General features: G+C 70.3%; 27 protein-coding genes. 21 read left to right on the top strand and 6 right to left on the bottom strand.

The features are described 5' to 3' along the window. The first annotated feature begins 238 nt into the window (after positions 1 to 238). The 11 genes from ACXKZF_RS15935 (at position 239) to rpsN (ending at position 8,490) form a co-directional block, all read left to right on the top strand. On the top strand, positions 239 to 1,291 hold the full coding sequence (locus ACXKZF_RS15935; RefSeq protein ID WP_488984863.1) for a metal ABC transporter solute-binding protein, Zn/Mn family: 1,053 nt from the start codon (positions 239 to 241) through the stop codon (positions 1,289 to 1,291). Further along, positions 1,288 to 2,103, top strand: a complete 816-nt coding sequence (locus ACXKZF_RS15930) for a metal ABC transporter ATP-binding protein (RefSeq protein WP_243223399.1) — start codon at positions 1,288 to 1,290, stop codon at positions 2,101 to 2,103. The genes ACXKZF_RS15935 and ACXKZF_RS15930 overlap by 4 nt, the downstream gene beginning before the upstream one ends. Next, positions 2,100 to 2,960, top strand: coding sequence for a metal ABC transporter permease (locus tag ACXKZF_RS15925; RefSeq protein WP_055952263.1), 861 nt, complete (start codon positions 2,100 to 2,102; stop codon positions 2,958 to 2,960). Before ACXKZF_RS15930 ends, ACXKZF_RS15925 begins: the two co-directional genes overlap by 4 nt. A 110-nt stretch (positions 2,961 to 3,070) precedes the next feature. Continuing rightward, positions 3,071 to 3,484 (top strand): Fur family transcriptional regulator, encoded by a 414-nt coding sequence (locus tag ACXKZF_RS15920; protein ID WP_055952261.1) that lies wholly within the window; start codon positions 3,071 to 3,073, stop codon positions 3,482 to 3,484. After that, on the top strand, positions 3,471 to 4,499 hold the full coding sequence (locus ACXKZF_RS15915; RefSeq protein WP_488984862.1) for a permease: 1,029 nt from the start codon (positions 3,471 to 3,473) through the stop codon (positions 4,497 to 4,499). The genes ACXKZF_RS15920 and ACXKZF_RS15915 overlap by 14 nt, the downstream gene beginning before the upstream one ends. Continuing rightward, positions 4,492 to 5,349 carry a TIGR03943 family putative permease subunit gene (locus ACXKZF_RS15910; protein ID WP_488984861.1) on the top strand — a complete coding sequence of 286 codons (858 nt, stop codon included), beginning with the start codon at positions 4,492 to 4,494 and terminating at the stop codon, positions 5,347 to 5,349. Before ACXKZF_RS15915 ends, ACXKZF_RS15910 begins: the two co-directional genes overlap by 8 nt. Then, positions 5,339 to 6,745: a hypothetical protein gene (locus ACXKZF_RS15905; protein ID WP_488984860.1), complete on the top strand. Its 1,407-nt coding sequence runs from the start codon at positions 5,339 to 5,341 to the stop codon at positions 6,743 to 6,745. The genes ACXKZF_RS15910 and ACXKZF_RS15905 overlap by 11 nt, the downstream gene beginning before the upstream one ends. Then, on the top strand, positions 6,742 to 7,416 hold the full coding sequence (locus ACXKZF_RS15900) for a DNA-3-methyladenine glycosylase (protein WP_488984859.1): 675 nt from the start codon (positions 6,742 to 6,744) through the stop codon (positions 7,414 to 7,416). The genes ACXKZF_RS15905 and ACXKZF_RS15900 overlap by 4 nt, the downstream gene beginning before the upstream one ends. 357 nt (positions 7,417 to 7,773) lie before the next feature. Beyond that, positions 7,774 to 8,010 (top strand): 50S ribosomal protein L28, encoded by a 237-nt coding sequence (rpmB, locus tag ACXKZF_RS15895; protein WP_055832508.1) that lies wholly within the window; start codon positions 7,774 to 7,776, stop codon positions 8,008 to 8,010. Beyond that, positions 8,010 to 8,180, top strand: coding sequence for a 50S ribosomal protein L33 (gene rpmG, locus ACXKZF_RS15890; protein ID WP_013584775.1), 171 nt, complete (start codon positions 8,010 to 8,012; stop codon positions 8,178 to 8,180). The genes rpmB and rpmG overlap by 1 nt, the downstream gene beginning before the upstream one ends. Positions 8,181 to 8,184: 4 nt before the next feature. Continuing rightward, complete coding sequence (gene rpsN, locus ACXKZF_RS15885) at positions 8,185 to 8,490, top strand: 30S ribosomal protein S14 (RefSeq protein ID WP_013584776.1); 306 nt, start codon at positions 8,185 to 8,187, stop codon at positions 8,488 to 8,490. Between the two features lie 72 nt (positions 8,491 to 8,562). Here rpsN and ACXKZF_RS15880 read toward each other — a convergent pair whose 3' ends face one another. Further along, the gene (locus tag ACXKZF_RS15880) at positions 8,563 to 10,014 is read right to left on the bottom strand and encodes a helix-turn-helix transcriptional regulator (RefSeq protein WP_488984858.1); all 1,452 of its coding nucleotides are present in this window, start codon (positions 10,012 to 10,014) and stop codon (positions 8,563 to 8,565) included. Positions 10,015 to 10,457: 443 nt separating this feature from the next. Between ACXKZF_RS15880 and ACXKZF_RS15875 the strand changes: the two genes are divergently transcribed. Both ACXKZF_RS15875 and ACXKZF_RS15870 read left to right on the top strand, forming a co-directional pair. Then, positions 10,458 to 10,745, top strand: a complete 288-nt coding sequence (locus ACXKZF_RS15875; RefSeq protein ID WP_013584778.1) for an HU family DNA-binding protein — start codon at positions 10,458 to 10,460, stop codon at positions 10,743 to 10,745. Between the two features lie 76 nt (positions 10,746 to 10,821). After that, the gene (locus ACXKZF_RS15870) at positions 10,822 to 12,807 is read left to right on the top strand and encodes a bifunctional copper resistance protein CopD/cytochrome c oxidase assembly protein (protein ID WP_488984857.1); all 1,986 of its coding nucleotides are present in this window, start codon (positions 10,822 to 10,824) and stop codon (positions 12,805 to 12,807) included. Positions 12,808 to 12,998: 191 nt separating this feature from the next. Here ACXKZF_RS15870 and ACXKZF_RS15865 read toward each other — a convergent pair whose 3' ends face one another. Both ACXKZF_RS15865 and ACXKZF_RS15860 read right to left on the bottom strand, forming a co-directional pair. Further along, complete coding sequence (locus ACXKZF_RS15865) at positions 12,999 to 14,078, bottom strand: hypothetical protein (RefSeq protein WP_488984856.1); 1,080 nt, start codon at positions 14,076 to 14,078, stop codon at positions 12,999 to 13,001. A gap of 91 nt (positions 14,079 to 14,169) precedes the next feature. After that, the gene (locus tag ACXKZF_RS15860) at positions 14,170 to 15,003 is read right to left on the bottom strand and encodes an NAD(P)/FAD-dependent oxidoreductase (protein WP_488984855.1); all 834 of its coding nucleotides are present in this window, start codon (positions 15,001 to 15,003) and stop codon (positions 14,170 to 14,172) included. A gap of 51 nt (positions 15,004 to 15,054) precedes the next feature. Between ACXKZF_RS15860 and ACXKZF_RS15855 the strand changes: the two genes are divergently transcribed. Further along, positions 15,055 to 15,528, top strand: coding sequence for a MerR family transcriptional regulator (locus tag ACXKZF_RS15855; RefSeq protein ID WP_488984854.1), 474 nt, complete (start codon positions 15,055 to 15,057; stop codon positions 15,526 to 15,528). 9 nt (positions 15,529 to 15,537) lie between these two features. Then, positions 15,538 to 16,920, top strand: coding sequence for an ATP-dependent DNA helicase (locus tag ACXKZF_RS15850; RefSeq protein ID WP_488984853.1), 1,383 nt, complete (start codon positions 15,538 to 15,540; stop codon positions 16,918 to 16,920). Between the two features lie 140 nt (positions 16,921 to 17,060). On the opposite strand, the gene ACXKZF_RS15845 is transcribed toward ACXKZF_RS15850, so the two are convergent. Continuing rightward, positions 17,061 to 17,714 carry a biliverdin-producing heme oxygenase gene (locus ACXKZF_RS15845; RefSeq protein ID WP_488984852.1) on the bottom strand — a complete coding sequence of 218 codons (654 nt, stop codon included), beginning with the start codon at positions 17,712 to 17,714 and terminating at the stop codon, positions 17,061 to 17,063. A 183-nt stretch (positions 17,715 to 17,897) separates the two neighbouring features. Here ACXKZF_RS15845 and ACXKZF_RS15840 point away from each other — a divergent pair, with 183 nt between their 5' ends. The 5 genes from ACXKZF_RS15840 (at position 17,898) to ACXKZF_RS15820 (ending at position 23,171) form a co-directional block, all read left to right on the top strand. After that, the gene (locus ACXKZF_RS15840; RefSeq protein ID WP_488984851.1) at positions 17,898 to 19,169 is read left to right on the top strand and encodes a serine hydrolase domain-containing protein; all 1,272 of its coding nucleotides are present in this window, start codon (positions 17,898 to 17,900) and stop codon (positions 19,167 to 19,169) included. Next, positions 19,166 to 20,074, top strand: a complete 909-nt coding sequence (locus ACXKZF_RS15835; protein ID WP_055952221.1) for an EamA family transporter — start codon at positions 19,166 to 19,168, stop codon at positions 20,072 to 20,074. The genes ACXKZF_RS15840 and ACXKZF_RS15835 overlap by 4 nt, the downstream gene beginning before the upstream one ends. A 137-nt stretch (positions 20,075 to 20,211) precedes the next feature. After that, entirely contained in the window at positions 20,212 to 20,544 is a 333-nt protein-coding gene (locus ACXKZF_RS15830) for a DUF3140 domain-containing protein (RefSeq protein ID WP_488984850.1), read from the top strand. A gap of 46 nt (positions 20,545 to 20,590) precedes the next feature. Further along, positions 20,591 to 21,589: a magnesium/cobalt transporter CorA gene (gene corA, locus ACXKZF_RS15825; protein WP_055952212.1), complete on the top strand. Its 999-nt coding sequence runs from the start codon at positions 20,591 to 20,593 to the stop codon at positions 21,587 to 21,589. Positions 21,590 to 21,659: 70 nt separating this feature from the next. Further along, positions 21,660 to 23,171, top strand: coding sequence for an amino acid permease (locus ACXKZF_RS15820; protein ID WP_488984849.1), 1,512 nt, complete (start codon positions 21,660 to 21,662; stop codon positions 23,169 to 23,171). A 300-nt stretch (positions 23,172 to 23,471) separates the two neighbouring features. Here the strand turns inward: ACXKZF_RS15820 and ACXKZF_RS15815 are convergent, their stop codons facing one another. Together ACXKZF_RS15815 and ACXKZF_RS15810 are read right to left on the bottom strand one after the other, a co-directional pair. Continuing rightward, positions 23,472 to 24,644, bottom strand: coding sequence for a 4-hydroxybenzoate 3-monooxygenase (locus ACXKZF_RS15815; RefSeq protein ID WP_488984848.1), 1,173 nt, complete (start codon positions 24,642 to 24,644; stop codon positions 23,472 to 23,474). A gap of 204 nt (positions 24,645 to 24,848) precedes the next feature. Next, positions 24,849 to 25,601, bottom strand: coding sequence for an IclR family transcriptional regulator (locus tag ACXKZF_RS15810; protein WP_488984847.1), 753 nt, complete (start codon positions 25,599 to 25,601; stop codon positions 24,849 to 24,851). A 90-nt stretch (positions 25,602 to 25,691) separates the two neighbouring features. Between ACXKZF_RS15810 and pcaH the strand changes: the two genes are divergently transcribed. After that, on the top strand, positions 25,692 to 26,498 hold the full coding sequence (gene pcaH, locus ACXKZF_RS15805; protein ID WP_488984846.1) for a protocatechuate 3,4-dioxygenase subunit beta: 807 nt from the start codon (positions 25,692 to 25,694) through the stop codon (positions 26,496 to 26,498).

Genomic DNA, 26,498 nt, shown 5'->3' with positions numbered 1-26,498 from the left:
AAAACCGATCGGTTTCGCACCACGACGAGGCCCGTGGGCCACGCGCCGGAATCCTGCGGCTCCTCGCGATGCGAAACCCCCGTGCAAAATCTAGCTCGGTGCGAAAGTGACGCGCACCTTTATGCACCACGGTCGGCCCGGCGTCGCCAGGTCCGTCCCCACCCCACGACCCACGCGAAGATGGCCGAGGCCAGAACCTCAGTTTGAGAACGATTATCAGCACCGTTAGTCTGGAGACATGACCCGTCGCCTGCTCACCCCCGTCGTCCTCGGTGCCGCCTCCGTCCTCGCGCTCGCCGGTTGCGCCGGCGGTGCCCCCGCCTCCACCGGCTCCGGCGGAGCAACCGGTGACAAGGTCGCGGTCGTGGCATCCACCGACGTCTACGGCTCGATCGCCCAGGCGATCGGCGGCGACTTCGTCGACGTGCAGTCGATCATCACCTCGTCGTCGCAGGACCCGCACGAGTACGAGGCGAGCGCGCAAGATCAGCTCACGCTGAAGAACGCCGGCCTCGTGATCGAGAACGGCGGGGGGTACGACTCGTTCATGGAATCGCTCGTCGAGGCCAGCGGCACCACCGCCCCCGTCCTCACCGCCGTCGACTTCAGCCACGACTACCCCGGGGCCGCGTCGCACGACGAGGCGCACGCCGACGACGCAAGCGCAGCCCCCACCGAGAGCGCTGACGCCCAGGCCGAGGGCGACGACCACGACCACGCCGAGGGCGAGACCCACGCCGAGGGCGACGGGCACGACCACATCGAGGGCTTCAACGAGCACGTCTGGTACGACCCGCACACCATGGAAGACCTTGCGGCAGACATCGCCGAGCACCTGGGCGAGCTCGCCCCCGACCACGCGGCCGACTTCACGGCCAACGCCGACGCCTTCGTGGGCCAGATCGCCGGCCTCGAGGACTCCCTCGGCCAGATCGAGGCGAAGGATGCCGGGGCCAAGGTGTTCGTGACCGAGCCGGTGCCGGTGTACCTCATCGAGGCGGCCGGTCTCGACAACGCGACGCCGAACCAGTTCAGCGAGTCGGTCGAAGAGGGCCAGGACGTGCCGCCCGCGACCCTGCTCGAATCGCTGCAGCTGATCGATTCGGGTGACATCGCGCTCATGATCGTCAACCCGCAGACCGGCGGCGCCGAGACCACGCAGGTCGAAGACGAGGCGAAGGCGAAGAACATTCCGGTGATCGAGTTCACCGAAACGCTGCCCGAGGGTCAGACTTACATCTCGTGGATGCAGAGCAACATCACGGCGCTGTCCGACGCGCTGACGGCGTGAGCGCAGCGGCACCGCTGCGCATCCGCGGCGCTGCCCTGGAGCGGGGCGGCGAGGTGCTGTGGTCGGGGCTCGACCTCGAGGTCGCCCCCGGCGAGCTCGTCGCGGTGCTCGGGCCCAGCGGCTCGGGCAAGACGACGCTGCTGCGGGCCATCCTCGGCCTCGAGCGCCTGAGCGCCGGATCGATCGAGGCGCTCGGCACCCCCGTCCGCCGCGCCGGCAACCGCCGCATCGGCTACATCCCCCAGCAACGACCGCTGCCCCGCGAGACGCCGCTGCGTGGACGCGACATCGTCGGCCTCGGCGTCGACGGACATCGGCTCGGCCTGCCGCTGTCGCGCAAGAAGGACCGCGCGCGCATCGACGACCTCCTCGAGGCCGTGGGCGCCACGGAGTTCGGCGACCGGCCGGTCGGCCTGCTCTCGGGCGGGGAGCAGCAGCGGCTCCGCGTGGGCCAGGCCCTCGCCGACGACCCCGCCCTGCTGCTGTGCGACGAGCCGCTGACGAGCCTCGACCTGGCCAACCAGCAGGCCGTCGTCCGTCTCATCGACCGGCACCGACGCGAGCGCGACGCCGCGGTGCTGCTGGTGACGCACGACATCAACCCGGTGCTCTCGCGCGTGGACCGCATCCTCTACATCGCGAACGGCCGCTTCACCCTCGGCACCCCCGACGAGGTGCTGACCACCGAGACGCTGAGCGCCCTGTACGGCGCTCCCGTCTACGTCGTGCGCGCCGGCGGCCAGCTCATCGTCGTCGGAGCACCGGATGCCGACGAGTCCCACCACCATCACCACGACGAGGACGACGCATGAACTGGTCCGACGTCGGCGACGCCCTCTTCGGCGGGGTGAGCCAGTACGGCGCCATCCTCGAACTCGTGCAGAACTCCGTCTACGCCGGTGCCGTGCTGGGCCTGGTGGGCGGACTCATCGGCGTCTTCGTGATGCAGCGCGACATGGCCTTCGCCGTGCACGGCATCAGCGAGCTCTCGTTCGCGGGCGCCGCGGTGGCGCTGCTCATCGGCGTCGACGTCGTGTCGGGCTCGATCGTCGGTTCGCTCATCGCCGCGGCCCTCATCGGGGTGCTCGGGGCGCGGGCGCGGGACCGCAACTCCATCATCGGCGTGCTCATGCCGTTCGGTCTGGGTGTCGGCATCCTGTGCCTGTCGCTGTACAACGGCCGCAGCGCCACCCGTTTCAGCCTGCTGACCGGCCAGATCGTCTCGGTGCAGAGCGAACAGCTCGGCTGGCTCGTCGTCATCGGTGTCGCGGTGCTCGCCGCCCTCCTGCTGATCTGGCGCCCGCTGCGCTTCGACTCGCTCGACCCGCAGTCCGCGGCCGCTCGAGGCGTGCCCACGACCGCGGTCTCGTTGGCGTTCATGCTTCTGCTCGGGCTGATCGTCGCCGTGGCCGTGCACATCATCGGCGCACTTCTCGTGATGGCGTTGCTCGTGACCCCCGCCGCCGCGGCGATGCGCGTGGCATCCGGCCCGCTGTCGGTGCCCCTGCTCGCGGCGCTGTTCGGCTTCGTCTCGGCGGTGGGCGGGGTGCTTCTCGCCGTCGCCGGGACGCTGCCGGTGAGCCCCTACATCACGACCATCTCGTTCGCGATCTACCTGGTCTGCCGGGTGGTCGGCGCGCGGCGCGATCGCACCACTCGCGCGCTCTGACAATGCCCGCCGGGGCGCGTCCCACGGCGCGGTCGGGCGCGACCCCTCGCGCCGTAACGCCTCGCCCGACCCCCAGCCGATTCACCGATCGCCTCGCTAGACTCGCCGGCATGGTCCAGCGCAACACGTGGCAGCGCGAGCGCGTTCGCGAAGCCCTGTCGGGAGCCGGCGGCTTCGTCAGCGCGCAGGCGCTGCATGCCACCCTGCGCGACGAGAACACCGGCATCGGCCTGGCCACCGTGTACCGCACGCTCGCCGGCCTCGCGGCCAAGGGCGACGCCGACTCCCTGCAGAGCCCCGAGGGTGAGAACCTCTTCCGCGCGTGCGAGACCCGCGGACACCACCACCACTTGATCTGCCGCTCGTGCGGCAAGGCGGTCGAGATCGCCGCGACAGACGTCGAGGACTGGGCGAAGCGTACCGCCGCCCAGCACGGCTTCAGCGAAGCCGAGCACGTCGTCGACATCTTCGGCATCTGCACCGATTGCGCCCGCGCCCGGGCTCGCGAGCGTGGCGACGAGTAGTCGTACCGCGGCGCCCTCGCCTCCGCGCACGGGCGCCTCCCGCACCCTCGTCGCGCTCGGCCTGGGTGTCGTCGTGGTCACCGCGCTGTTCCTCGTCGACGCGTTCGCTCCTACGTTCTTCGCGCAGCCGCTGCCCACCCGCGCGCAAGACGGTCTGACCCTCGCCCTCAGCGTGCTCATCGAGTCGCTGCCGTTCGTGGTGCTGGGCGTCCTGCTGTCGATCATCGTGCAGGTGTGGGTGCCGCCGGGGGCGATCGAGAGATGGATGCCGCGCGCGCCATGGGCGCGCCGAGCGGTGCTGTCGCTGCTGGGGATGTTCATCCCCGTGTGCGAGTGCGGCAACGTGCCCTTCGCCCGGGGTCTGCTCATGCGCGGCTTCGGCGTGTCCGACACCCTGACGTTCCTTGTCGCCGCTCCCATCGTGAACCCGATCGTCATCATCTCCACGCACGCGGCGTTCGGGTTCAGTGACGGCATCCTGGTCGCGCGCCTGATCGGCGGCTACCTCGTCGCCAACCTCATCGGGTGGCTGTACAGCCGGCATCCGGATCCCGACAGACTGCTCACCGAGCGCTTCCTCGCCACCTGCGAGATCGTCGTGCAGGAGCGCGGCAACCGCGGTCGGCGCACGCTCGCGCAGTTCGTCGTGGAACTGCGGTCGGTGATGCCGGCGCTCATCATCGGGTCGCTGCTGGCGGGGGCGGTGCAGGTGCTCGTCCCGCGCAGCGCGCTGCTGGCGATCGGCTCCGATCCCGCGCTCTCGATCGCCGCCATGATGCTGCTGGCGATCGTGGTGTCGCTCTGCTCGAACGTCGACGCCTTCTTCGCGCTGTCGTTCGCCTCGACCTTCACGCCCGGCTCGATCGTCGCCTTCCTCGTGGTCGGACCCATCATCGACCTGAAGATGATGGCGCTGCTGCGCACGACCTTCACCACACGGGTCCTCGCCGGGATGACGGTGGTCGTCGTGTTGTTCGCCTTCGCACTCGGAACGGTGGTGAACCTCCTTGTCTAGAACGGGTGCCCTCGCCACGCGCTGGCTCGGCGTGGGACTGGCGACGTGCCTGTCGATCACCACGATCACGCTGTGGGTCACGGGTCGCATGTCGCTGTACATCAACCCCGACTCGGCGTGGTTCGCCGTCGGGATGTCGATCGTCGCGCTCGTCGGGGCCGTCGCCTCGTTCGCACTGCCGCTGGGGGCCGAGGCCGACCACGGGCACGATCACGAGCACGGGCACGCCCCCGCCGCGGCATCCGCCCGCCGTGAGGCGTTCGCGCACGCCGATCACGAGCACGCCGATCCGTTCGACGACCACGATCACGCAGCGCACGACCAGCTCGCCGCGCGTCCGCGCCTGACACCGGGCGGCATCGCGGCCTTCACCGGCGGTGTGCTCGCCTCGGGTGCCGTGATCGCGGTGCTGCTGACGCCGGCGGCGTCGCTGTCGACCGAACTCGCCGTCTCGCGCGACGTGGGGGCGCCGCCCTTGTTCGCGGGTTCCGACGTCATCACGCTTGCGGCTTCCGGAGACACCACGCAGTTCGGCATCGGGGACTGGTCGGCCGTATTCGCCCACGCCACCAACCCCGAGACCTTCGACGGCAAGCCCGTGACGCTCACCGGATTCATCACCCCGGGCGGCGACGGCGCGAGCTTCGACCTCACCCGCCTCGTCATCACCCACTGCGTGATCGACGCGCAGACGGCGCGCCTCCCGATCGCCGCATCGGTCGACGCCCCCGCGACGGGCCAGTGGGTGACCGTCACGGGCACGGTGCGCTCGAGCGGCGACGGCAGGCTCGAGGTGCAGGCCGAGCAGGTGGCATCCATCGACGAACCGGCGGACCCCTATGAGTACTGACTCGCGCCGATCGCGTTCGCGCGCGCGCCGCGGTCGGGGGTTCGCGGTCGCCTTCGCCGCCGTGCTCGTCGGCCTCGTGGTCGTCGGCGGGATCGGCGGGGTCGTCGCGGTGGCGCAGGGGCCCCGCGTCACCGACGTGCAGGTCGATCCCGCGGCCGCGGTCGCGGCATCCGGATCCCGCGTGATCCTGACCACCACGCAGTCGCTCGAGACCGTCGACGCCTCGCAGGTGTCGGTGGAGCCGGCGACGCCGTTCACCGTCGACACCGCGGGGCGAAGCGTCGGCGTTCGCTTCACCCTGCCGCTGCGTGACGACACCGACTACCGCATCACGGTCGACGGGGTGAGCGGCCTGGGCGCCGGGCCCTCGTCGACACTGACCGAGACCTTCCGCACGCCGCCGTTGCAGGCGTACCTGATGCAGCGCGGCACCCCCGAGGGCGACACGATCTTCCGCACCGACCTGCAGGGCGAGGCGGGGTTGCCGGTCTTCGTGCATCCGCACATCGAAGATTTCCGCGCCACCGCGAACCACCTCGTGATCTCGGTGCGCGACGGCGACACCGCCCGGGTGATCGTCACCGATTCCGACGGGCAGAACGCCCGTGACGTCGCACTCCCCGGCCCCGGTTTCGTCAGCAACCTGCAGTCGGCCGACCGCGGAGAGCGCGTCGGATTCACCTTCTCGGATGCCGACCTGGGGGCCGCCGGAGGGCGCGAGAGTCGACTGTTCACGATGTCGGCCGCCGACGACGCGCCCCCCACCGACGTGGGCTTGAACGGCGGCGACGCACGCATCGCCGACTACCGGTTCGTGCCCGACACCGACAGCATGCTGGTGCTCACGTTCGATTCGCGCCTGCTCCTCACCGACGCCGAGGGCGGCAACGCGGCGCCGCTCGGCAGCGCGGTGTCGATCGACGGCATCGCCCGCGGCTCGTCGGTCGCGATCGTCGAGCGCCTCGAGGGCCTGCGCGAGGTCGACCTGACCGACGGGTCGGAACGGCCCCTCGTGCAACCCGTCGATCCGCCTGGCCTCGCCGGGCGAGCCACCCCGGTGCCCGGAACGGATGCGGGCACGATCCGCTCGTTCGCCGACATCAGCGCCGACGGAGTCTCGCGCTCGACGACCGTGGCGCACGTCGACACCGGCGGTGCGGTGCGACCGATGCTCGAGGTCCCCGGCTCCGACACGGTGCTGCAGACGTGCGTCTCGCCGAGCGGCCGGTACGCGGCGGTGCTCATCGCCCCGCGGGCGGTCGACAACCCCTTCGACCGTTATCAACTGCCCCTCCCCGAACGGCTGCTGACCCATCTGGTGGAGGTCGACACCGGTCAGGAGGTCGTCGCCCTCCAGGGCTTCGACCTGTCGTGGTGCCAGGTGCCCCCGCAGTGACGCGTCCGGCGACGCGCGACGACCTGTCGGGGCTGCCCGTCGAGGTCGCACCGCGGCTGCTGGGCGCACTGCTGGAGACCGTCGTGGGCGGCGAACGCGTGGTCGCGCGACTGACCGAGGTCGAGGCTTATCACGGGCGCGGCACGGGCGACCGGCCCGACCCCGGCTCGCACGCGCGCATGGGCCCGACCGTGCGCAACGCCAGCATGTGGGGCGAGCCGGGGCACCTGTACGTGTACCTCAGTCATGGCATCCACTCCTGCGTCAACGTCGTCTGCGGGCCCGAGGGTGTCGCCGGCGGTGTGCTGCTGCGCGGCGGCGAGATCACCGAGGGGGCCGACATCGCCGAGCGGCGGCGACTCGAGCGGCGCGGTGCCGTGCGGTCGCAGCGCGACCTCGCGCGCGGGCCGGGGCGATTCGGCGACGCGGTGGGACTGCGGCATCCGGTGCACGACGGGATCGACGCGATCACGGGTGAGGAGCGGGCCGGTGGCCGCGCGCGGCTGCTGCTGCCCGAGACTCCCCCCACCGTCGTGGCGACGGGGCCGCGGGTGGGCGTCGCCGGGGTAGCGGGGACCGCTGCATTCCCGTGGCGCTTCTGGATCGAGGGGGAGGCCACGGTCTCGCCGTTCCGTTGGGGCCGCGGTGCGGCGGAGGCTGCGGGGCGCTGAGCGCGTCGGGGGCTGAGCGCGTCGGGGCGTTGTGGTGGTGAGAGCTGAGGGCCGTCTCCACGGAGATTCCGCCGCGGCATGCATGTCCCAGAATGTGCGGGTTGCGCCGCCTGCAGGCCGCACAAAGTGGGACATGGTCTGCAATGAATGGGACATGGTCTGCACGGGGGGAGGGGCAGCGCGGGCGAAGGGTGCGACACGCCCTCCGTGCTAGACTTACCCCTTGTCTGCGCGCACTCCAGCACGCAGTTCGCACCCCATCTCCTGATCGTGGCCTTTCGCCGTGCTCAGACGGGGTGCAGACAAGGGATCTTGGGTGGCACCGTCCGGTGTCACGGTACAGAAGGAGACATCACCATGGCAGCAGTGTGCCAGGTGACTGGAGCGGTTCCCGGCTTCGGTCACAACATCTCGCACTCGCACCGCCGGACGAAGCGCCGCTTCGACCCGAACGTGCAGAAGAAGACCTACTTCGTTCCGTCGCTGGGTCGCAACATCAAGCTCAACGTTTCGGCGAAGGGCATCAAGGTCATCGACGCTCGCGGCATCGAGTCCGTCGTCCGTGACCTGCAGGCGAAGGGCGTGAAGCTGTAATGGCGAAGAAGGCTCAGGACGTACGTCCGATCATCAAGCTGCGTTCGACCGCGGGCACGGGGTACACCTACGTGACGCGCAAGAACCGCCGCAACAACCCCGACCGCATCGTGCTGAAGAAGTACGACCCCGTGGTCCGCAAGCACGTCGACTTCCGAGAGGAGCGCTAAGCACATGGCTAAGAAGAGCAAGATCGCGCGCAACGAGCAGCGCAAGGTCGTCGTCGAGCGCTACGCCGCGAAGCGCGCCGAGCTGAAGAAGACCCTGGTCGACCCGACCGCGACCGACGAGGCCCGCGAGGCCGCCCGCGTGGGGCTGCAGAAGCTCCCCCGCAACGCCTCGCCCGCCCGCGTGCGCAGCCGCGACGTCATCGACGGTCGCCCCCGTGGTGTCCTCACGAAGTTCGGCGTCTCGCGCGTCCGCTTCCGTGACATGGCTCACCGTGGCGAGCTGCCCGGTGTGACCAAGTCGAGCTGGTAAGCACCAGACGTCCGTACGAAGGGGCGGGGATTCCGAAAGGGGTCCCCGCCCCTTCGGCGTTCTCGGGGCGTCTCAGGCGTCAGCGTCGGCGAGCATCTCCATCGCCTCGGCGCGGCCGGCGACACCGAGCTTGTGGTAGATCGAGCGCACCTGGGACTTGACGGTGTTGAGCGAGACGCCGCGTTCGCGGGCGATGTCCGTGAGGCTCAGCGGCCGCAGCAGCAGTTCGGCGGTGGCATTCTCGGTCGGAGTCAGTCGGGCCACCGTGAGCGGAGAGCGCGCCTCGGCATCCGGTGTCGCCACGCGCGCGAGCGCCGCGTGCAGGTACGGCAGGACGTCGGCGAGCTCGGGGTCCTCGAGGGCGGCGGTGTCCATGAGTGCCCGGGTCTCCTCGTGCGGGAGCATGAGGAATGGCGTCGCCGAGCAGCCGGTGCGCACGATGAGGCGGAGCGCGGTCTCCATGCTCTGGTGCGCCCGCCGGGTGAACCCCATACGGTTCAACGCGAGAGCGCGTCGCACGAGCAGAGGAGTCAGGGTCCGCAGGCAGTGATCGGCTTCGGATGCCACGCACGCGTCAGTCTCGAGCAGCAGCTCGCGATCGCGCCCGAGGCGCAGCAGGGCGGCGGAGCGCTGCATCGAGAAGCAGATGCCGTGGCCCTCCGGGGTCTCGCAGGGTTCGAGGGTCGACAGAGCCTCGCGGTACTCGCCCTGCGCGACAAGGATGTCGGACACGACGCTCACCAGGAAGTGCCGCATCATGCGGTGACTACTGAGTCGTCGACTGCCGTGCAGAAGCCGTCGGCCCTCGGCGCGACCCGCTCCGAGATCGCGGCGGAACATCATCGCCATCACCTCGATCGCGCGCGCGGAGTACCCCCAGTACGGATCGTCGGGCTGTACGCGGCGCATCTCCGATGCGGCGTCGAGCAGGCGTCCGACGTCGAGCCGGGAGGAGGCGATGAGCGCCTCTGCGAGCAGGAGCAGGTAAGCGGTCTCGGGTGCCTCCCAGCCACGGGCGCCGAACAGCTCTGTGGCCGCGGCGCGGGCGGTCTCGGCCGTGATGTATTCGCCGTTGAGGGCGTGGCCGAGGGCGCTCACCGACAGGGCCCGATAACGCGTCTCGTCGGTGTCGGCGAACAGGAGCGCCTCGGCGCCGAACCGCGCGCCCGCCTGGGGCCAGCCGATCGCGTTGCAGTACTCGCCGACGCTCGCGCAGAGCTGCGACCGCGCCCCGGACGACAGCGAGGCCGGCCTATTCAGTCGAACGTCGTCGAAGTAGCGGGCGACGACGGCGACCCCCTCCGAGAGGGCGTCGCGCCGGGCGCGTGCTGCCAGGAGCGCCGCGAGAGACAGAGCCGTCGTGTCGGTCCACACCACCGGCGCCTCGGGGAGCTCCGCCTCGGAGAGCAGGGCGAGGTGGCGAGCGGCGGGCACACCGTGGCCGGGGAGCAGTCGGAGTGCCGTCGTCGCTGCGGCGCTGCGAAGCGCGGCGCGTGCCTCTATCGAGGCGGGCGTTCCCGGCATGGCCCCTCCTAGGTGAATACCGTCAGCGGGTGAGTTCTTTCGGGCTTCGGGTGCCCTCGAACTGGTGCGGCACATCATAGTTCTGTTGTGTTGCGTCAAGAATCGGCGAGAGCAGAGGTGTGGAGAACGCCCGGGGGACTCCGTCCAGAATCGCCCGCCGACCCCTCCGCCTTAACCCGGTCGGTGCGGTGCGCCGACCGTGCACTCGGGCCGTGCGCCCGGTGACCGTCGCGGCGATGCACGTGACGGATCAGGGGTCGCTTCGGCCCCATCCGCACCGTGCGCACCACGACACGCGGTGGAGAACGGGTCGAAATCGGTCAGAATCCGCGTAATTCCGCGGTTCGGTTGATACTGTCGAGGCGGTCTCCCGACCACCGAGGAGGATTCCTCCTCGTCCGAGTAACGAGAGACGGCTTTCGCCGCCGTCTGGAGGACACCACATGGCCGACAAGTCCATCACCAAGACCGAGCTCGTCGCGAGCATCGCCAGCGCGACCGGGCAGAGCCAGTCCGCCGTGTCGGGCGTGCTCGACTCCCTCTTCTCCACCGTCTCCGAGGCGGTCGCCAAGGGCAGCAAGGTCTCGATCCCCGGTTGGATCGCCTTCGAGCAGGTCGCCACGTCGGCTCGCACGGGCCGCAACCCGCAGACGGGCGAGGAGATCTCGATCCCCGCCGGCAAGCGCGTCAAGGTCACCGCGGGCTCCAAGCTCAAGGCCGCCGTCAAGTAAGACGACACCGAACCATCGAAGGGGGATGCCCAGCGGCATCCCCCTTCGTCGTTCCCGCGCGACGTAGGCTGGACGCGTGAATCCCCGACTTCTGCGCGTCGCGGGACCCGTCATCCTGGTCGTGGTCTCGATCGTCGCCGTCGTCTCCGGTCTCGCCTTCGGCGGCGGAGCGGCCCCCGGACGCCTGGCCGACGCCGGCCCCGTGGTGCGCTGGGGTCTGCCGATCGCCACGACGGTGGTCAACCTCGCCGCGGCCACCATGGTCGGCTCGCTGGTGCTGGCGCTGTTCGCGTTGCCCGCGGGGGAGCGGCCGTTCGAGATCGCCCTCGACACCGCCTCGATCGGCGCCGCCGTCTTCACCGTCGGTGCAGCCACGACGGGGTACATGACGTTTCTGAACGTCCTGAACGCCACCCCCACGCTCGACGCCGTCTTCGGGCAGCAGCTCGGGCGCTTCCTCGTCGAGAGCCCACCGGGGCAGGCCTGGCTGATCACCACGATCGCCGGGGCGGTGCTCACGGTGCTCACCTTCGCCGTGCGCTCATGGATCCCGACGCTCGTCGTGGCGATCCTCGCCCTCGCCTCGCTCATCCCGATGGGCACGCAGGGTCACGCCGGTACCGAGGCCAGCCACGACGCCGCGGTCACCGCGCTCGTTCTGCACATCATCGCCGCAGCGGCCTGGCTCGGCGGGCTCATCCTGCTGGTCGTCGTCAGGCCCGCGATGTCGCGCGGACAGCTGCAGACCACCCTGCTGCGGTACTCCTCGATCGCGCTCGTCGCCTTCATCGTCGTCGCCGTCTCGGGCACGGTGCGCGCGTCGATCAGCCTGGTCGACGTGCAGAACCTGTGGTCGGCGTACGGCGCGCTCGTGCTCGTCAAGGTCGTCGCCCTCGTCGCCATGGGGGTGCTCGGCGCCTGGTACCGACGCCGCCTCATCGCGCGCATGGCCGACGAGCCGGGGTCCGCGCGCTTCTGGGGTGTCATCACCCTCGAGCTCGTCTTCATGGGTATCGCGAGCGGTGTCGCCGCGGCGCTCGCGCGTACGCCCCCGCCCACCGAGGCGGCCCTGATCGGCAGCTCGCCGGCCGAAGTGCTGACGGGCGCACCGCTGCCGCCCGAGCTGACCCTCGAACGCTGGTTCACGGCGTGGAACATCGACCTGCTGTGGGCGCTGATCGTCGCCTTCGGTCTGTTCTTCTACCTCGCCGGCGTCTGGCGCCTCCTCCGGCGGGGCGACTCATGGCCGATCCACCGCACGGTGCTGTGGTGCCTGGGCATGTTCGGGGTGTTCTGGGTCACGTCGGGTCCGATCAACGTCTACCAGGACTATCTGTTCAGCATGCACATGATCGGGCACATGCTGTTGTCGATGGCCATCCCGCTGATGCTGGTCTCCGGGGCGCCCGTCTCGCTCGCCGCCCGCGCGATCCGCAAGCGCGACGACGGCACCCGCGGCGGGCGCGAGTGGATCCTGTGGGCGGTGCACAACCCGATCGCGAAGGTGCTGACGAACCCGTACGTCGCCGCGGGCCTGTTCATCGGCTCGCTCTGGGCGTTCTATTACACCGACCTGTTCCGGTGGTCGTTGTACGACCACGTCGGCCACATCTGGATGGTCGCGCACTTCCTCGTCACCGGGTACCTGTTCGTGCTCAGCCTCATCGGCATCGATCCGGTGCCCTTCCGCCTGGCCTATCCGATGCGCCTGCTGGTGCTCATCGCGATCATGGCGATGCACGCGTTCTTCGGCATCGCGATCATGATGAACTCCGGTCTGATGGTGGCGGAGTGGTTCGGCGCGATGGGCCGCACCTGGGGCGCGACGCCCCTCGAGGACCAGTACGTCGGCGGCGGCGTGGCCTGGTCGGTGGGCGAGATCCCCACGCTCATCCTCGCCATCACGGTGGCGATCCAGTGGAGCCGCAGCGACGAGCGGCACCAGAAACGCCGTGACCGTCACGTCGACCGTGTCGGCGACCTCGAGCTCGACGCGTACAACGAAGAGCTGGCGCGACTGGCCGACCGCGACGCGCGGGTCGCCGCTCGCGGCCGCGCCTGAGCGAGGATTGTCCGGGCGGTACGGGGTTGCCGGGCTGCGGTGGGGCTTGTCGCGTCATGTCGCCCGGCAGCGGGCGTGCCGCGCCGCGCACCACGGCGGGGCGTCTGAGCGACACGCCGTGCGGAGGGTGGCGCCGGGCGGCGTGACGCGGGAGCGGTCTGCGGTTGTACCCGCGGCATCCGTCCGAGGCGTCAGTCGGACGATCCGCCGACCAGGATGGATGCCGAACCGTCGGGCTGCACGGTGATCTGACCGTCGACGCTGAAGTCGACGTCGTCTTCGACCGTGCGGACGCTGCCGTCGAAGATCGACCGGATGTCGACCTCGATGTGGGCGACCGCCTTGGCCGACGGGATGCGCCATCCGGCACCGTCGGGCTCGACGGTCACCTGCGGCTGCTGCACGATCGACCACGAGGGGGCGTCGTCGATGCGGTTGCGCACGGTGAACCCGAACGGGCAGCCCGTGGGCTGCAGAACCTTCTGTTCGGCGCAGGCCGTGAGGAAGTCCTCGACCCGCTGCTGCACGACCCCGAGGAACTCCTTCGTCGGCTGCGCCTGCACGTCGACGGGGATGCCGGCCAGAGGCGCGTCGGCGAGCACGGCGACGCCGGGGGTCGATGAGATGGCCGTGTCGACGGCGACGGAGTACAGCCCGGGTGAGAAGACCAGCAGGGGAAGCGGAGCGGTCGGGTCGACGTCGGTGCCGTCGATCGACACCTGCCGTTTGTCGACCTCGAACCCGTTGACCGCGAAACGCATCGACCCCTGGACCGACAGGTCCATCACCGACAACGGGCTGCGGGCGAAGCGCCAGCGGGGCAGGAGCGCGCCGCCGGTGTCGCGCCGCACGTCGAACGTGGTCGTCCCGGTGTACCCCCCGACGGAATAGCTCGCGGTGACGCGCGTGCGGTCGCCGTCGACGCTCTCGCCGGTGATGACGGCATCCGTCACCGCCTGGAGCGATTCGGGGCGCAGAAGTGCTTCGGATGACGTGGCAGGCAGGCCCGCGGCCTCGAGCTCGGCGGAGTCGACGGCGACGCCGGGGATGGCGAGGGCTTCGGCGGCTCGACGCTCCTGCAGCAGCTGGAGGTAGTGCAGCACGAAGGCGCGGGGGCTGTAGAACTCGCGATAGAGCGAGGCGGCGCCCGCGCCGAGGGCGGCGGCCAGCAGGATGCCGATGAGGACCATCGCGGGGATCTCGAACCGACGGCGCCGACGCGCACCGCGGACCCCCTCGGGCGTCGCGGGGCCCCCGCCGGCGTTGCTCACGCACCCAGTCTAAGAAACGCACCTGCGCAGACGCCGCGCGGCGCCCCGCGAGGCCCCACTCCCGCGATTTCCCACGGGCCGCGCGGTGTTGTCACACGGCGACGAGAGACTGCACGACGGCGACGGCGGCGAGCTGCCCTCCGGCGATCGCCGCCGCGAGCGAGAACATCGGGCCGGGAAAATGATCGGGCTGGGCGAGGTCGCCCACCGCGTAGACGCCCTCGACGCTCGTGCGGCCGAACGGATCGGTGCGCACGGCGCCCGATTCCTGGCGTTCGAGGCCGAGCGTGTCGACGATTTCTCCGCGCACGGTCCACGCGGGGGCGACGAACGCGCCCGCCACCTCCCGGGAGGAGCCGTCGACGAGTTCCAGGCGCAGTCCGTCGGTCGTGCCCGTGACCGCCCGCACGTCGGCGGGCGCCACGACGGAGACCTCGGATGCCACCGGCTCGAGCATGAGGGCGAGAGCTGCGGCGTGCGGCGACGCGTTGACGACGACGACAGGTCGGCCCGCGAACTCGTGCCCGTGGCAGAACGGGCAGTTGGCGACGGTGTCGCCCCAGTGCTCCGCGAGTCCCGGGATCGGGGGGAGCTCGTCGGCGACGCCGGTCGCGAGGATGACCGCGTGCGTGCGGAGCCGTCGGCCGTCCACGGTGACCGTCAGACCGTCATCGTCACGGACGACCTCGGCGACGGCGGCATCCCGGACCTCGACGCTGCCGTAGGCCGCGATCTCGGAGCGCGCGATCCGGCGCAGCTCGGCGGGGTCGCGACCGTCGTTGGTCAGCAGGTTGTGGGCGTGACGGACGGTCCCGTTACGGTACGAGCCCGAGTCGACCAGCAGGGTGCGCCGGTGCATACGCCCGAGGGTGAGGGCCGCCTGCAGGCCCGCGGGCCCGCCTCCGATGATGATCGCGTCGTACACGATGGACTCCTTCCGCTTGTGTTCTCGTCCATCGTGTGACTTCATGTCGACATGAAGTCAAGCGGGGAGTCCATCGGCGAGGCGGCGGCGCGATTCGGGCTCGACACCCACGTGCTGCGCTACTGGGAAGATGAGAGTCTGCTGCGGCCCGTCCGCGACGGTGCGGGCCGGCGCCGGTACGGCGACGACGACGCCGTGCGGATCGCGGTGATCCTGCGCAACAAGGCGGCGGGGCTCTCTCTCGAGCAGATCCGGGTGCTGCTCGACGACGACGCCCCCGACCGACACCGGGTGCTCGAGGAGCACGTCGCCGAGCTCGACCGCCGCGCCGCCGACATCGCGCAGGCGCGCGCGATGACCGAGCATGCGCTGCGGTGCCGCTCGCACGACATCACCCAGTGCCCGCGGTTCCGCAGCCACGTCGCCGACGTGCTCTCGGGCGAAGCGCGCTGGCTGCTCCTGCACACCGAGCCCGCGGGCGCGCCCGTGGGTACGACGCTGCCCGCGGGCGAGCGCGCGAACTAGCATGGGCCGGTGACCACGCCGCCCCTCTCCGCCGAACAGCAGGCGCTGTTCCGGCTGATCGAGGACACGCGCGAGCACGTCTTCGTCACGGGCCGCGCCGGCACGGGCAAGTCCACGCTGCTGCAGCACCTGGCGTACAACACCAAGAAGCAGATCGCCGTGTGCGCGCCGACGGGGGTGGCCGCCCTCAACGTCGAGGGGCAGACGATCCACTCGCTCTTCCGCCTGCCCATCGGGCTCATCGCGAACGGCGACATCGACCAGAACGACGCCACTCGAAAGCTCCTCAACGCCATCGACACCCTGGTGATCGATGAGATCTCGATGGTCAACGCCGACCTGATGGATGCCATCGACCGCTCGCTCCGTCAGGCTCGGGGCCGGCGTTCCGAGCCGTTCGGTGGCACGCAGATCGTGATGTTCGGCGATCCGTACCAGCTGGCGCCGGTGCCGCCGCGCGGCGACGAGGCGCGCTACATCGCCGACCACTACCGCTCGTTCTGGTTCTTCGACGCGAAGGTCTGGTCGGGTGAGGCCGCGAGCGATGGACTCATCGACATCGGCCGACACGGGGCCGACCTGCACGTCAACGAGCTCGTCGAGATCCACCGGCAGTCCGACCCCGGCTTCAAGACGCTGCTCAACGCGGTGCGCTACGGGCGCGTCACGGCCGAGATGGCCGGCATCCTGAACACCGCCGGAGCGCGCACGCCCCCGCATCCGGCCGACGGCGAGCATCCGATCATCACGCTCGCCACCCGCAACGACCGCGTGAACACGATCAACCGTCGCCACCTCGAGGAACTCATCGGCCGCACGCAGACGGCCGCCGCCGAGATCTCGGGCGACTTCGGCCGCGGCGAGGCGAACTACCCCGCCGAGATGGAACTCACGCTCAAGGTCGGGGCGCAGGTGATGTTCCTCCGCAACGACGGCGCGCAGTTCGGCGAGGCCCCTCGGTGGGTCAACGGCACGATCGGTACGGTCACCCGCATCGCCGGCGACAGCGTGCGGGTCGAGGTCGACGGCATCCAGCACGATGTGGAGCCGGCGGTGTGGGAGAGGTACCGCTACGCCTACGACCCGGGTACGAAGAACCTCTCGCGCGAGATCGTCGCCGAGTTCACCCAGTTCCCCCTGCGCCTGGCGTGGGCGGTCACGATCCATAAGTCGCAGGGCAAGACGTACGACCGCGCGGTCGTCGACCTGGGCTCGGGGGCTTTCGCGCCGGGGCAGACCTACGTCGCCCTCAGCCGTCTCACCTCCCTCGACGGCCTCTACCTGACGCGCCCGTTGCGCCCCGGCGACATCCGGGTCGACGAAGACGTCCGCCGCTTCATGAAACAGGCGTGGCTCACCCGGCAGGACGCGGCGGCAGCGCGGCAGGCGTAGCCCCGCGCGGCACACCGGGCAGGACGCGGCGGCTGCTCTGCATCAGACGTCGTCCCGTGCGCGCGGCGCGGTGCCTGGCGGCTGCTCTGCATCAAACGTCGCCCCGTGCGCGCGACGCGGTGCCCGGCGGTCGCGATCGGTCACGCGACCTGGTCGGCCTTCGCGCGGGTCAGGTCGGCGAACAGCTCCGTGGTGAACCGGTACGCGACGAGCACCTCGGCGATGACCCGTTCCTTCTCGGCGTCATCCCAGGGGGCGGCGTCGAGCTGATCGCGGTAGACGCTCTTGAACGCCTTCGGGTCGGCGATGTCGCCGAACAGCAGGAAGCCGATGCCGTTGGTCTCGAAGCCGAAGCGGCGCTGCATCAGCCGACCGATCGACGGCCCGCCGGAGAGGTCGCCGAGGAAGCGCGTGTAGTGGTGCGCGACGAACCCTCCCGGCCACGTCACGGCCACCCGGCGGATGCGCGACACGTAGGCCTGGGTGGTGGGCAACGGCCGGATCTCGCTCTGCCAGTGCGGGCCGATCAGAAAGGAGAGGTCGGCTTCAAGGGCGGGCAGTCGCGAGAGCTTGTCGCTGAGGAAGACGGATGCCACCGGGTCGGTGCGCATGCGCGCCGACGCTTCTTCGAGGGCGGCGTAGAGGAACCAGTGCTGGGCGATGAGCGCGATGTAGTCGTCGCGGGTGCCGGCACCGGTGAGCAGGTCGGTCATGAAGCCGTCGCACTCGCGCGGAGAGTGCGCGCTGCTGGAGCGCTCGCGCAGGGCCGCGGAGAACGGGAGGACGACGTTCATGCGGCCATCATACGCAAACGGTTAGGTTTACCTAACCCCTAGATTCCCGCGCTTACACGGCAAGGCGCAGTCGTGATGCAGACGTGACGGGCCGCTCGCGCAAGCGGCGGTTCCGCCCAGGCGCCATGTGTTTGAATGCATCCGGAGCGCGCTTCGTCGCGCTCGGAAACACTGGGGGTCCACATGGCGAGATGGCGTCGTTCCGCTGCCATCGCGACGGCGGGCGCGGGAGTGCTCCTCGTTCTGTTGAGCGGTTGCACGGGCCCGGGCACGGTGTCGATCGATGTCCCCGCTCAGGTCGACGCCCCCCTCCCCGATGCCACGGTGACCGAGATGCGCGACGCCGTCGCCGCGGCCATCACCGCCACCGGTGCCACCGGGGCCGTCGTCGGCGTCTGGGCGCCCTGGAGTGGCAGCTGGGTGTCGGGCGTGGGTACCCAGAGCCCCGGTGGAGCGGAGGTGACCGCCGACCTGCAGTTCCGCGCGGCCGACGTCACCGGCGCCATGACCTGCGACGCGCTGTACGGCCTCGCCGCAGACGGCAAGCTGTCGCTCGACGACTCGATCACCGATTGGGTGAGCAGCGTGCCCGGCTACGAGGCCATCACACTGCGTCAGCTGTGCGACGGCACCTCGGGGCTCGCCTCGTACACGCAGAGCCTCGACTTCCTGACGTGGACCAATCCCGGGCGCATCTGGAACGCTCGCGAACTGATGGCGTATGGCATTTCGAAGCCGCGATTGAACGACCCCGGAGTGCAATTCGCGTCGTCGCCGACGAACTTCCTCGTCGCAGGTCTCGCCGTCGAGCGGGCGACCGGTCAATCGCTCGCCGACGTCATCACGGAGCGCGTCATCCAGCCCCTCGGTCTCGACTCCACGTCGATGCCCTCGTCTGCTGCCGCCGCTCCCGGCACGGCTCCACTCACGGGGCACTGGTCGCAGCCGAACGCCGAGGGCGTGTACGACTGTGCGCAGCCGGGTGAGTTCACGACGATGTCGGCGAGCTACGGCGCCGCCGCCTCGGGGGCCGTCACCGGCATCCGCGACCTCGGGCGCTACGCGCAGGCGCTGGCCACCGATGCGCTCCTGCCCGACGGCAGCGACCGTTTCGCCAATCCGGTGCCGGTCGCTTCCGACCAGCCCACGTGGTTCACCGCTGCGGGCGGCGCCTACCAGGCGGGGTCGCTGATCGGACAGTTCGGCTCGACGCCCGGCTACATCGTCGGAGCCTTCGCCGACCCCGCGACCGGGATGTCGGTCGCGGTCGCGCTGAACAACTCGGCGGGCAACGAGAACACGGGAGCCTGGCTCGCGTGGCAGCTCGCGGCGATCGCCTCCAAGGCGCCGGCCGCTCAGGGCCAGACCATCCCCGAGGCGGGGCTGCCCTGGACGGCCGACCAGATGCGCGAGAACATCGCCGCCAACGCGATCTGCTCGCCCCCCGCGGGATGACCCCACGCGGCGGACAGGGGTCGGCCGCGGCCCTGGTCCTCGTGGGCCTGGCGTGCCAGGAGGTCGGCGCCTCCTTCGCCGTGATGCTGTTCCCGGAGACGGGTCCCCTCGGCATCGTCATGTTGCGGCTGGTGTTCTCGGCGCTGCTGTTGCTGCTCATCGCCCGCCCGAGCCTGCGCGGGCACACGGGGTACGCGTGGCGTTCCGTCGTCGGGTTCGGTGTGGTGCTGGCATCCATGAACGGTCTGTTCTACCTCGCACTGGCACGTCTGCCGCTCGGGGTCACGGTCACGATCGAGGTGCTCGGGCCGCTGACCCTGTCGATCCTGACCGCGACGGGGATCGCGCGCTGGCTGTGGGCGGGACTCGCGCTGGCGGGCGTCGTCGCCCTCGGGGCCGGCGGGTGGGACCGGCTCGACCTGCTCGGCGTCGTGTTCGCCCTGGGTGCGGCGGTGAGCTGGGCGTTGTACATCCTCGCGTCGGCGCGTGTGGGCCGTGAGTTCCCGCGGCTCGACGGGCTCGCGCTGGCGATGACCGTGGGTGCCGTCATCGCGCTGCCCTTCGGGATCTGGCAGGCAGGTCCCGCGCTGCTGCGCGTCGACCTGCTCGCGCTGGGAGCGGCGGTCGCGCTGCTGTCGTCGACGATTCCCTACGCCTTGGAGCTCGTCGCGCTCCGGCGCCTGCCCGCCTCGGCGTTCGCGATCCTGATGAGCCTGGGGCCGGCGACGGCGTCGATCGCGGGCTTCCTGCTGCTGGGTCAGCACCTGTCGTGGCTCGAGATCGCGGGCATCGGCCTGGTCATCGCCGCGAGCATCGGCGCGGTGTTGGCCGCCGCCCGCCGCGGCACGGCTGCACGGCATCCGGGGCCCGACGCCGACGAGCCGCTGAGCGAGCCCGTCGGCTGAACGTATGCCACGGGGGCGGCATCCGGGACCTGACGCGGACGAGCCGCTGAGCGAGACCGTCGGTTGAGCGGATGCCACCGGGGCGGCATCCACGCAAGGGGGCGTCGCGGCCGCGCGGCGATGGCGAGGATGGCGGCATGAGCGATGACGACGATCAGACCCGCGAGGACTTCGACGACGCGGTCAACATGACCGCGAGCGAGCTGAAGAAGTGGCTCGACACCGACGAGTCGAAGTCTGTGGGGCAGAAGAAGGACGGAAACGGGGAGTCGACCGGTCACGCGAGCGGGCGTCACATCGTGCGCATCCTCGAGAAGAAGAAGGCCGACCTCACCGACGACGACTACGCCCACATGAGGAAGGTCGTCGGTTACGTCAAGCGCCACAGCGCACAGAAGCCGAAAGGCGACACCACCGACACCGACTGGCGCTACTCGCTCATGAACTGGGGCAACGACCCCGAGAAGTAACCCGCGCGTCGGCCTCAGGCATAGGCGGCGGGGGTACAACGGAGTCATGCCCATCATCGACAGCGCGGTGTACGTCAGCGGTCGTCGCATCGAGAACCCCTCGAGCCTCGACCAGACCTTCGAATACATGGAGGCGCACGGGGGGATGGCGTGGATCGGACTGCTGCGCCCCTCGACCGAGGAGCTCGAGCGCGTCGCTGCCGAGTTCTCGCTGCACCCGCTCGCGGTCGAGGACGCCCTCGCGGGGCACCAGCGGGCGAAGCTCGAACGCTACGGCGACAACCTCTTCGCGGTGCTGCGCCCGGCGCGCTACATCGACGAGACGGAGACGGTCGAGTTCGGCGAGCTGCACGTCTTCATCGGCGCCGACTACGTCGTCACCGTGCGGCACGCCGAGGTCCCCGATCTCGCCCGCGTGCGTCACCGCCTCGAAGGGAACCCCGACCTGCTCGCGCGCGGCCCCGAGGCCGTGCTCTACGCGATCCTCGACGAGGTGGTCGACCAGTACGACCCCGTCGCGCGGGGCCTGCAGAACGACGTCGACGAGATCGAGGACGGCTTGTTCAGCTCGGGCGGTGCCGACCTGACGCAGCGGATCTATCAGCTCGCCCGCGAGGTCATCCACTTCCAGCGGGCGACCGAGCCGCTGCGGGACATGCTCGACTCCCTGCTGCGCGGCGCGGACAAGTACGGGGTCGACATCGAGCTGCAGCGCTCGCTCCGCGACGTGCTCGACCACGTTCTTCGCCAGTGCGAGAAACTGACGGCGCTGCGCGCGATCCTCGACAACGCGCTCACCGTCAACGCCACCCTGGTCACGCGTCGGCAGACTGAGACCTCGCTCGAGCAGAACGAGCAGGTGAAGAAGATCTCGGGCTGGGCGGCCATCCTGTTCGGACCGTCCCTGGTCGGCGCGATCTACGGGATGAACTTCCGGAACATGCCCGAACTCGAATGGCAGTTCGGCTATCCGATGGCGATCGCGCTCATGGTGGCCGTGTCGGGTGGACTGTGGCTGACGTTCAAGCGGAAGAAGTGGCTCTGAGCCTTGGCATCCGGATGCCGCCCATCTCGGCGCGCTTGCTGGACAGGCGGTGCGCGAATCGAATGATGGGATGGTGAACGACTCCACACCGCGCTCGGGCGACGCCGCCGAGCCGACCCACACCTCGACCGTCGACCTCGAGGACAGCGGCTACCACAAGGGACTCACGTCCCGTCAGGTGCAGATGATCGCCATCGGCGGTGCGATCGGCACGGGGCTGTTCCTGGGCGCCGGAGGTCGTCTCGCCGAGGCCGGTCCCGCGATCGTCGTCTCGTACGCCGTGTGCGGCGTGTTCGCCTTCTTCATCCTGCGCGCGCTCGGTGAGCTGGTGCTGCACCGGCCGAGCTCGGGGTCGTTCGTGTCGTACGCGCGCGAGTTCTTCGGTGAGAAGGCGGCCTTCGTCTCGGGCTGGTTCTACTGGATCAACTGGGCGATGACGACCATCGTCGACATCACCGCGGCCGCGGTGTACATGAACTTCTTCGGCAAGTACGTGCCGTGGATCGGCGCGGTGCCCCAGTGGGCGTGGGCGCTCATCGCGCTCGTCGTGGTGCTCGCGGTCAACCTGGTGTCGGTCAAGGTGTTCGGCGAGCTCGAGTTCTGGTTCGCGCTGATCAAGGTCGCAGCCCTCGTGGCGTTCCTGCTCGTGGGCATCTACTTCGTCGTGTTCGGCACTCCCAACGGCTCACCCGTCGGGTTCACGCTCATCGCCGACAACGGCGGGTTCCTGCCGAACGGCATCCTCCCCGCCATCCTTCTCATGCAGGGCGTCGTCTTCGCGTACGCGTCGATCGAGCTGATCGGCACCGCCGCCGGCGAGACGAAGAACCCCGAGAAGGTCATGCCGCGGGCCATCAACTCCGTGGTGGTGCGTGTGGCGGTTTTCTACGTCGGCTCGGTGCTGCTGCTCTCTCTGCTGCTGCCCTTCACCGCCTACTCGGCCGGTGAGAGCCCGTTCGTGACGTTCTTCGCCTCGATCGGCGTTCCGGGAGTCGACATCATCATGAACATGGTCGTGTTGACCGCGGCGCTGTCGTCGCTGAACGCGGGGCTGTACTCGACGGGGCGCATCCTCCGGTCGATGGCCATCGCGGGGTCCGCGCCGCGATTCGCCGCCCGCATGAACAAGGCGGGCGTGCCGTACGGCGGCATCGCGATCACCGCGACCGTGGCGCTGCTGGGCGTCGTGCTGAACTTCTTCGTCCCCGCCGAGGCGTTCGAGACGGTGCTGAGCGTGGCGTCGGTCGGCATCATCTCGACGTGGGCGACGATCATCATCTGCCAGATGCGCCTGAAGCAGCTGGCCGACCGCGGAGAGCTCGTGCGGCCGTCGTTCCGCCTGTTCGGGGCGCCGTACACCAACTGGGTCACGCTGGTGTTCCTCGCCGGCGTCCTCGTGCTCGTCTTCGTCGACTCCCCGGCGACGCTGGTGGCCACCGTCATCGCGGTGATCGGCATCGTGATCGGCTGGTACGCCTGCCGCGGGCGCATCGCCGAACTCGCCGCCGAGCGCGAGGGCTACACGGGTACGCACCCGGTGGTGCCGAGCCCGTTCCCGAAGGCGCCCGGCGCGAAGGACTGAGTCCCCAGGCGGCCCGGCCCTCAGGACGGCGTGCGGTCGCGCCGGGGTTCGCCCGCGGTGTGGGTCGGGCTCCGCCGTTCGGGGCGTGATCCTTCCGCCTCGACAGCCCGATTGCGCCCCGAATCGGCTGCGCCCGAACCGGTGGAGGGGGGCGGAGGCCTCCGCGCGGTGCGCGGTGTAGTGGCCGGATGCCGGGAGCCTCTTCGATTCGGGGCAGCTTTCGCTGTTCGGGGCGTGGGTGTTCCGCCCCAAGGGGCCGATGACGCCCCGAACCGGCTGCGCCCCCGGGGCGACGGCTGGTCAGGCGTCGAGCGGCCAGCCGCAGTACGCCTCGGCGAGGTAGGCGCGGCCGTGCTCCGACTCCACGACGGAGCGCAGCTCGCCGAGCTGACGTCGACGGTCGAAGTCGGTGGCATCCGGGGTCACGTGCAGCATGCTCGTCATCCACCACGAGAAGTGCTGCGCCTTCCAGATGCGGCGGCTCGCCGTGTCGGGGTAGGCGTCGAGCAGGCGCTCATCGCCCTCGAGCAGGAACGCCCGCAGGGCGGCCGCGAGCAGGCGCACGTCGGCGATCGCGAGGTTCATCCCCTTCGCGCCGGTGGGCGGCACGGTGTGCGCGGCGTCGCCGACGAGAGCGACTCGGCCCCGGCGCAGTTCGTTGGCGACGAAGCTGCGGAAGCGCAGCACGTCGCGCTGGAAGATCGGCCCCTCCCGCAGCGTGGTGCCGGGCACGCGCTTCTGCAGTTCGTCCCAGAGCTGCGCCTCGCTGAAGGCGGCGGTGTCGGTGTCGGGATCGCACTGGAAGTACATCCGCTGCACGGTCGCCGACCGCTGGCTGACAAGGGCGAACCCATCGGGGGAGTTGCTGTAGATCAGCTCCTCGCTGCTGGGCGGGGCCTCGCACAGGATGCCGAACCAGGCGAAGGGGTACTCGCGGAAGGAGCCGTTGCGCGAGCCTGCCACGGCTGCCCGCGCGACGCTGCGGGACCCGTCGGAACCGACGACGAAATCCGCCTCGATCTCGACGGGGACCCCGTCGGCATCGCGCGCGTGCACCCGGGGGTGATCCCCGTCTTCGACGCCATCGGCGGTGACGCCGAAACGGAGGTCCTGCCCGGCGGCGAGGCGCGCGGCGATCAGGTCTTTCAGCACCTCGTGCTGCGGGTACAGCCAGACGGCGCGACCGACGGACTCGGCGAAGTCGATGCGGTGACCCTCGCCGTCGAAGCGCAGTTCGATGCCGTCGTGGCGATGCCCGACGGTGCGGGCGCGCGAGGCGGGCCCGATCGTGTCGAGCAGTTCGACCGTGCCCTGCTCCAGGATGCCGGCGCGGATGGTGCTCTCGATCTCGTCGCGCGTGCGCTGGTCGATGACGACCGATTCGATGCCGGCCTGGGCCAGCAGGTGCGAGAGCATCAGCCCTGCGGGGCCGGCGCCGATGATGGCGACGCGGGTGCGAACGGTGGTGGTCATGGCGTCTCCCTCGACGGCGGCTGTGGTCGATGCTGCCTTGCCGCCCTCGGCGCGAGGCCGCGACTCTCATTGATCGGGATGTCGTGGCATGCCATCCCGGGGTGCGCATTGCTGTCGAGTGTCCAGGAAACGCCGCTTCGGTGCGAGATGTCGCGGCGTTTCCTGGACGCTCAACGGAGGGAGAGGGAGGGGGGGGAAGGGGGGTCACCGGCGGTATCCCAGGGCTCGCTCCGTGTCGCGGGCCGCGCGGTGCAGTTCGACGAGCGCGAACTGCGTCTCCGCATCGCGTGGAAGCACGACCGACAGCGCCGCGATGACGGCGCCCGTCTCATCGCGCACGGGCACCGCGACACCGGTGGAGACCTGGTCGACGGTGCCGGGGGCGACCACTCGGCCGAGGGTGCGGATCTCGGCCAGGGCGCGCCGGAGTGCGGCGGGGTCGACGATGGTCTCGGGGGTGACGGCGGCGAGCGGGCGCGCGAGCACCCGCTCCTGCAGGTCGTGCGGGGCGAAGGCGAGCAGGACCAGCCCCGACGACGAGGCGTGCACGGGCAGGCGCCCGGCGACCCGCGTGATGTTCGCGCCCGAGTCCGGCGCACTGAGCCGCTCGAGGAAGAGCGCCTCGTCGTGCTCGAGGATCGCGAGCTGGGTGTGTTCGCGCACCCGCTGCTGCACCCGTTCCATGTACGGCAGCGCGGCCTGACGCAGCCGCAGGGCGTGGGAGGAGCGCGTGGCCAGTTCCCAGAGCCGCATCCCCACACGCACCCGTCGCTCGTCGTCGCGCTCGAGCAGCCCGGCATCCACCAGCTCGCCCACGATCCGGTGCGCCGACGAGCTCGGCAGGCTCGCTCGGCGGCCGATGTCGGCCGTCGTCTGGGCGGTGCGCGTGGGGGTGAAGGTCTCGAGGATGCGCACCAGTCGATCGGTGACCGAGTCGCCGGAGGGGGAGTTCGCCATGGGGTCAGGATGCCACGACTCCCATTGTTCGGGAACGATCTGCCGCACCGTCGCGCGGTGTCGGACGATGGAGACGTCGAAGGAGACCCCATGTCGAACCCCGCCGCCGCACCCGAGACGCTGCTCGCCGCCCCCGACCAGGCGACGCAGAGCCAGATCGTCGACGAGATCCGCGCCCGCCATGCCGAGCTCGACGCGCGGGAGGCCGCCGGCGAGGACATCGCCGCCACCGCTCACGACTTCCCCGCCTACCGCTCGAGTGTGCTGCGGCATCCCACCAAGAACCCCAAACTCGTCGACCCCGAGACGATCGAGCTGCTCTCGCCCGCGTTCGGGCAGCGCGACGTCGCCGCGATCGAGTCCGACCTCACGCTGCAGCACACCGGCGAACCGCTGGGGGAGCGCATGAGCGTGCAGGGGCGCCTGCTCGACTCGTGGGGCAGGCCGGTGGCGAACCAGCTCATCGAGATCTGGCAGGCCAACGCCGCCGGGCGCTACATCCACCAGCGCGACCAGCACCCCGCCCCGCTCGATCCGAACTTCACCGGCGCCGGGCGCGCGGTCACGAACGAGAACGGCGAGTACCGCTTCACCACGATCAAACCCGGACCCTACCCCTGGAAGAACCACCGCAACGCGTGGCGTCCGGCGCACATCCACTTCTCGGTGTTCGGCTCGTCGTTCACCCAGCGACTCGTGACGCAGATGTACTTCCCGGGCGACCCGCTGTTCGCGCTCGACCCGATCTACAACACCATTCACCGGCAGAAGGACCGCGACGCGCTCGTCGGCGTCTACGACCACGATCTGACCTCGCCCGAGTGGGCGACGGGCTACCGCTTCGACATCGTCGTCGACGGGCCGGATGCCACCTACTTCGAAGCCGAGGGCGAGTGA

Source organism: Microbacterium sp. ABR10 (genome assembly GCF_057812175.1).
This window is presented reverse-complemented; position numbering and strand designations above follow the sequence as displayed.

What these genes read in the sequence shown, in the direction of transcription:
- ACXKZF_RS15935 (WP_488984863.1), top strand. Translation starts at nt 239, where the DNA reads ATGACCCGTCGCCTGCTCACCCCCGTCGTCCTCGGTGCCGCCTCCGTC.
- ACXKZF_RS15925 (WP_055952263.1), top strand. Translation starts at nt 2,100, where the DNA reads ATGAACTGGTCCGACGTCGGCGACGCCCTCTTCGGCGGGGTGAGCCAG.
- ACXKZF_RS15920 (WP_055952261.1), top strand. Translation starts at nt 3,071, where the DNA reads ATGGTCCAGCGCAACACGTGGCAGCGCGAGCGCGTTCGCGAAGCCCTG.
- ACXKZF_RS15905 (WP_488984860.1), top strand. Translation starts at nt 5,339, where the DNA reads ATGAGTACTGACTCGCGCCGATCGCGTTCGCGCGCGCGCCGCGGTCGG.
- rpmB (WP_055832508.1), top strand. Translation starts at nt 7,774, where the DNA reads ATGGCAGCAGTGTGCCAGGTGACTGGAGCGGTTCCCGGCTTCGGTCAC.
- rpmG (WP_013584775.1), top strand. Translation starts at nt 8,010, where the DNA reads ATGGCGAAGAAGGCTCAGGACGTACGTCCGATCATCAAGCTGCGTTCG.
- rpsN (WP_013584776.1), top strand. Translation starts at nt 8,185, where the DNA reads ATGGCTAAGAAGAGCAAGATCGCGCGCAACGAGCAGCGCAAGGTCGTC.
- ACXKZF_RS15880 (WP_488984858.1), bottom strand. Translation starts at nt 10,014, where the DNA reads ATGCCGGGAACGCCCGCCTCGATAGAGGCACGCGCCGCGCTTCGCAGC.
- ACXKZF_RS15875 (WP_013584778.1), top strand. Translation starts at nt 10,458, where the DNA reads ATGGCCGACAAGTCCATCACCAAGACCGAGCTCGTCGCGAGCATCGCC.
- ACXKZF_RS15855 (WP_488984854.1), top strand. Translation starts at nt 15,055, where the DNA reads ATGAAGTCAAGCGGGGAGTCCATCGGCGAGGCGGCGGCGCGATTCGGG.
- ACXKZF_RS15845 (WP_488984852.1), bottom strand. Translation starts at nt 17,714, where the DNA reads ATGAACGTCGTCCTCCCGTTCTCCGCGGCCCTGCGCGAGCGCTCCAGC.
- ACXKZF_RS15840 (WP_488984851.1), top strand. Translation starts at nt 17,898, where the DNA reads ATGGCGAGATGGCGTCGTTCCGCTGCCATCGCGACGGCGGGCGCGGGA.
- ACXKZF_RS15835 (WP_055952221.1), top strand. Translation starts at nt 19,166, where the DNA reads ATGACCCCACGCGGCGGACAGGGGTCGGCCGCGGCCCTGGTCCTCGTG.
- ACXKZF_RS15830 (WP_488984850.1), top strand. Translation starts at nt 20,212, where the DNA reads ATGAGCGATGACGACGATCAGACCCGCGAGGACTTCGACGACGCGGTC.
- corA (WP_055952212.1), top strand. Translation starts at nt 20,591, where the DNA reads ATGCCCATCATCGACAGCGCGGTGTACGTCAGCGGTCGTCGCATCGAG.
- ACXKZF_RS15820 (WP_488984849.1), top strand. Translation starts at nt 21,660, where the DNA reads ATGGTGAACGACTCCACACCGCGCTCGGGCGACGCCGCCGAGCCGACC.
- ACXKZF_RS15815 (WP_488984848.1), bottom strand. Translation starts at nt 24,644, where the DNA reads ATGACCACCACCGTTCGCACCCGCGTCGCCATCATCGGCGCCGGCCCC.
- ACXKZF_RS15810 (WP_488984847.1), bottom strand. Translation starts at nt 25,601, where the DNA reads ATGGCGAACTCCCCCTCCGGCGACTCGGTCACCGATCGACTGGTGCGC.
- pcaH (WP_488984846.1), top strand. Translation starts at nt 25,692, where the DNA reads ATGTCGAACCCCGCCGCCGCACCCGAGACGCTGCTCGCCGCCCCCGAC.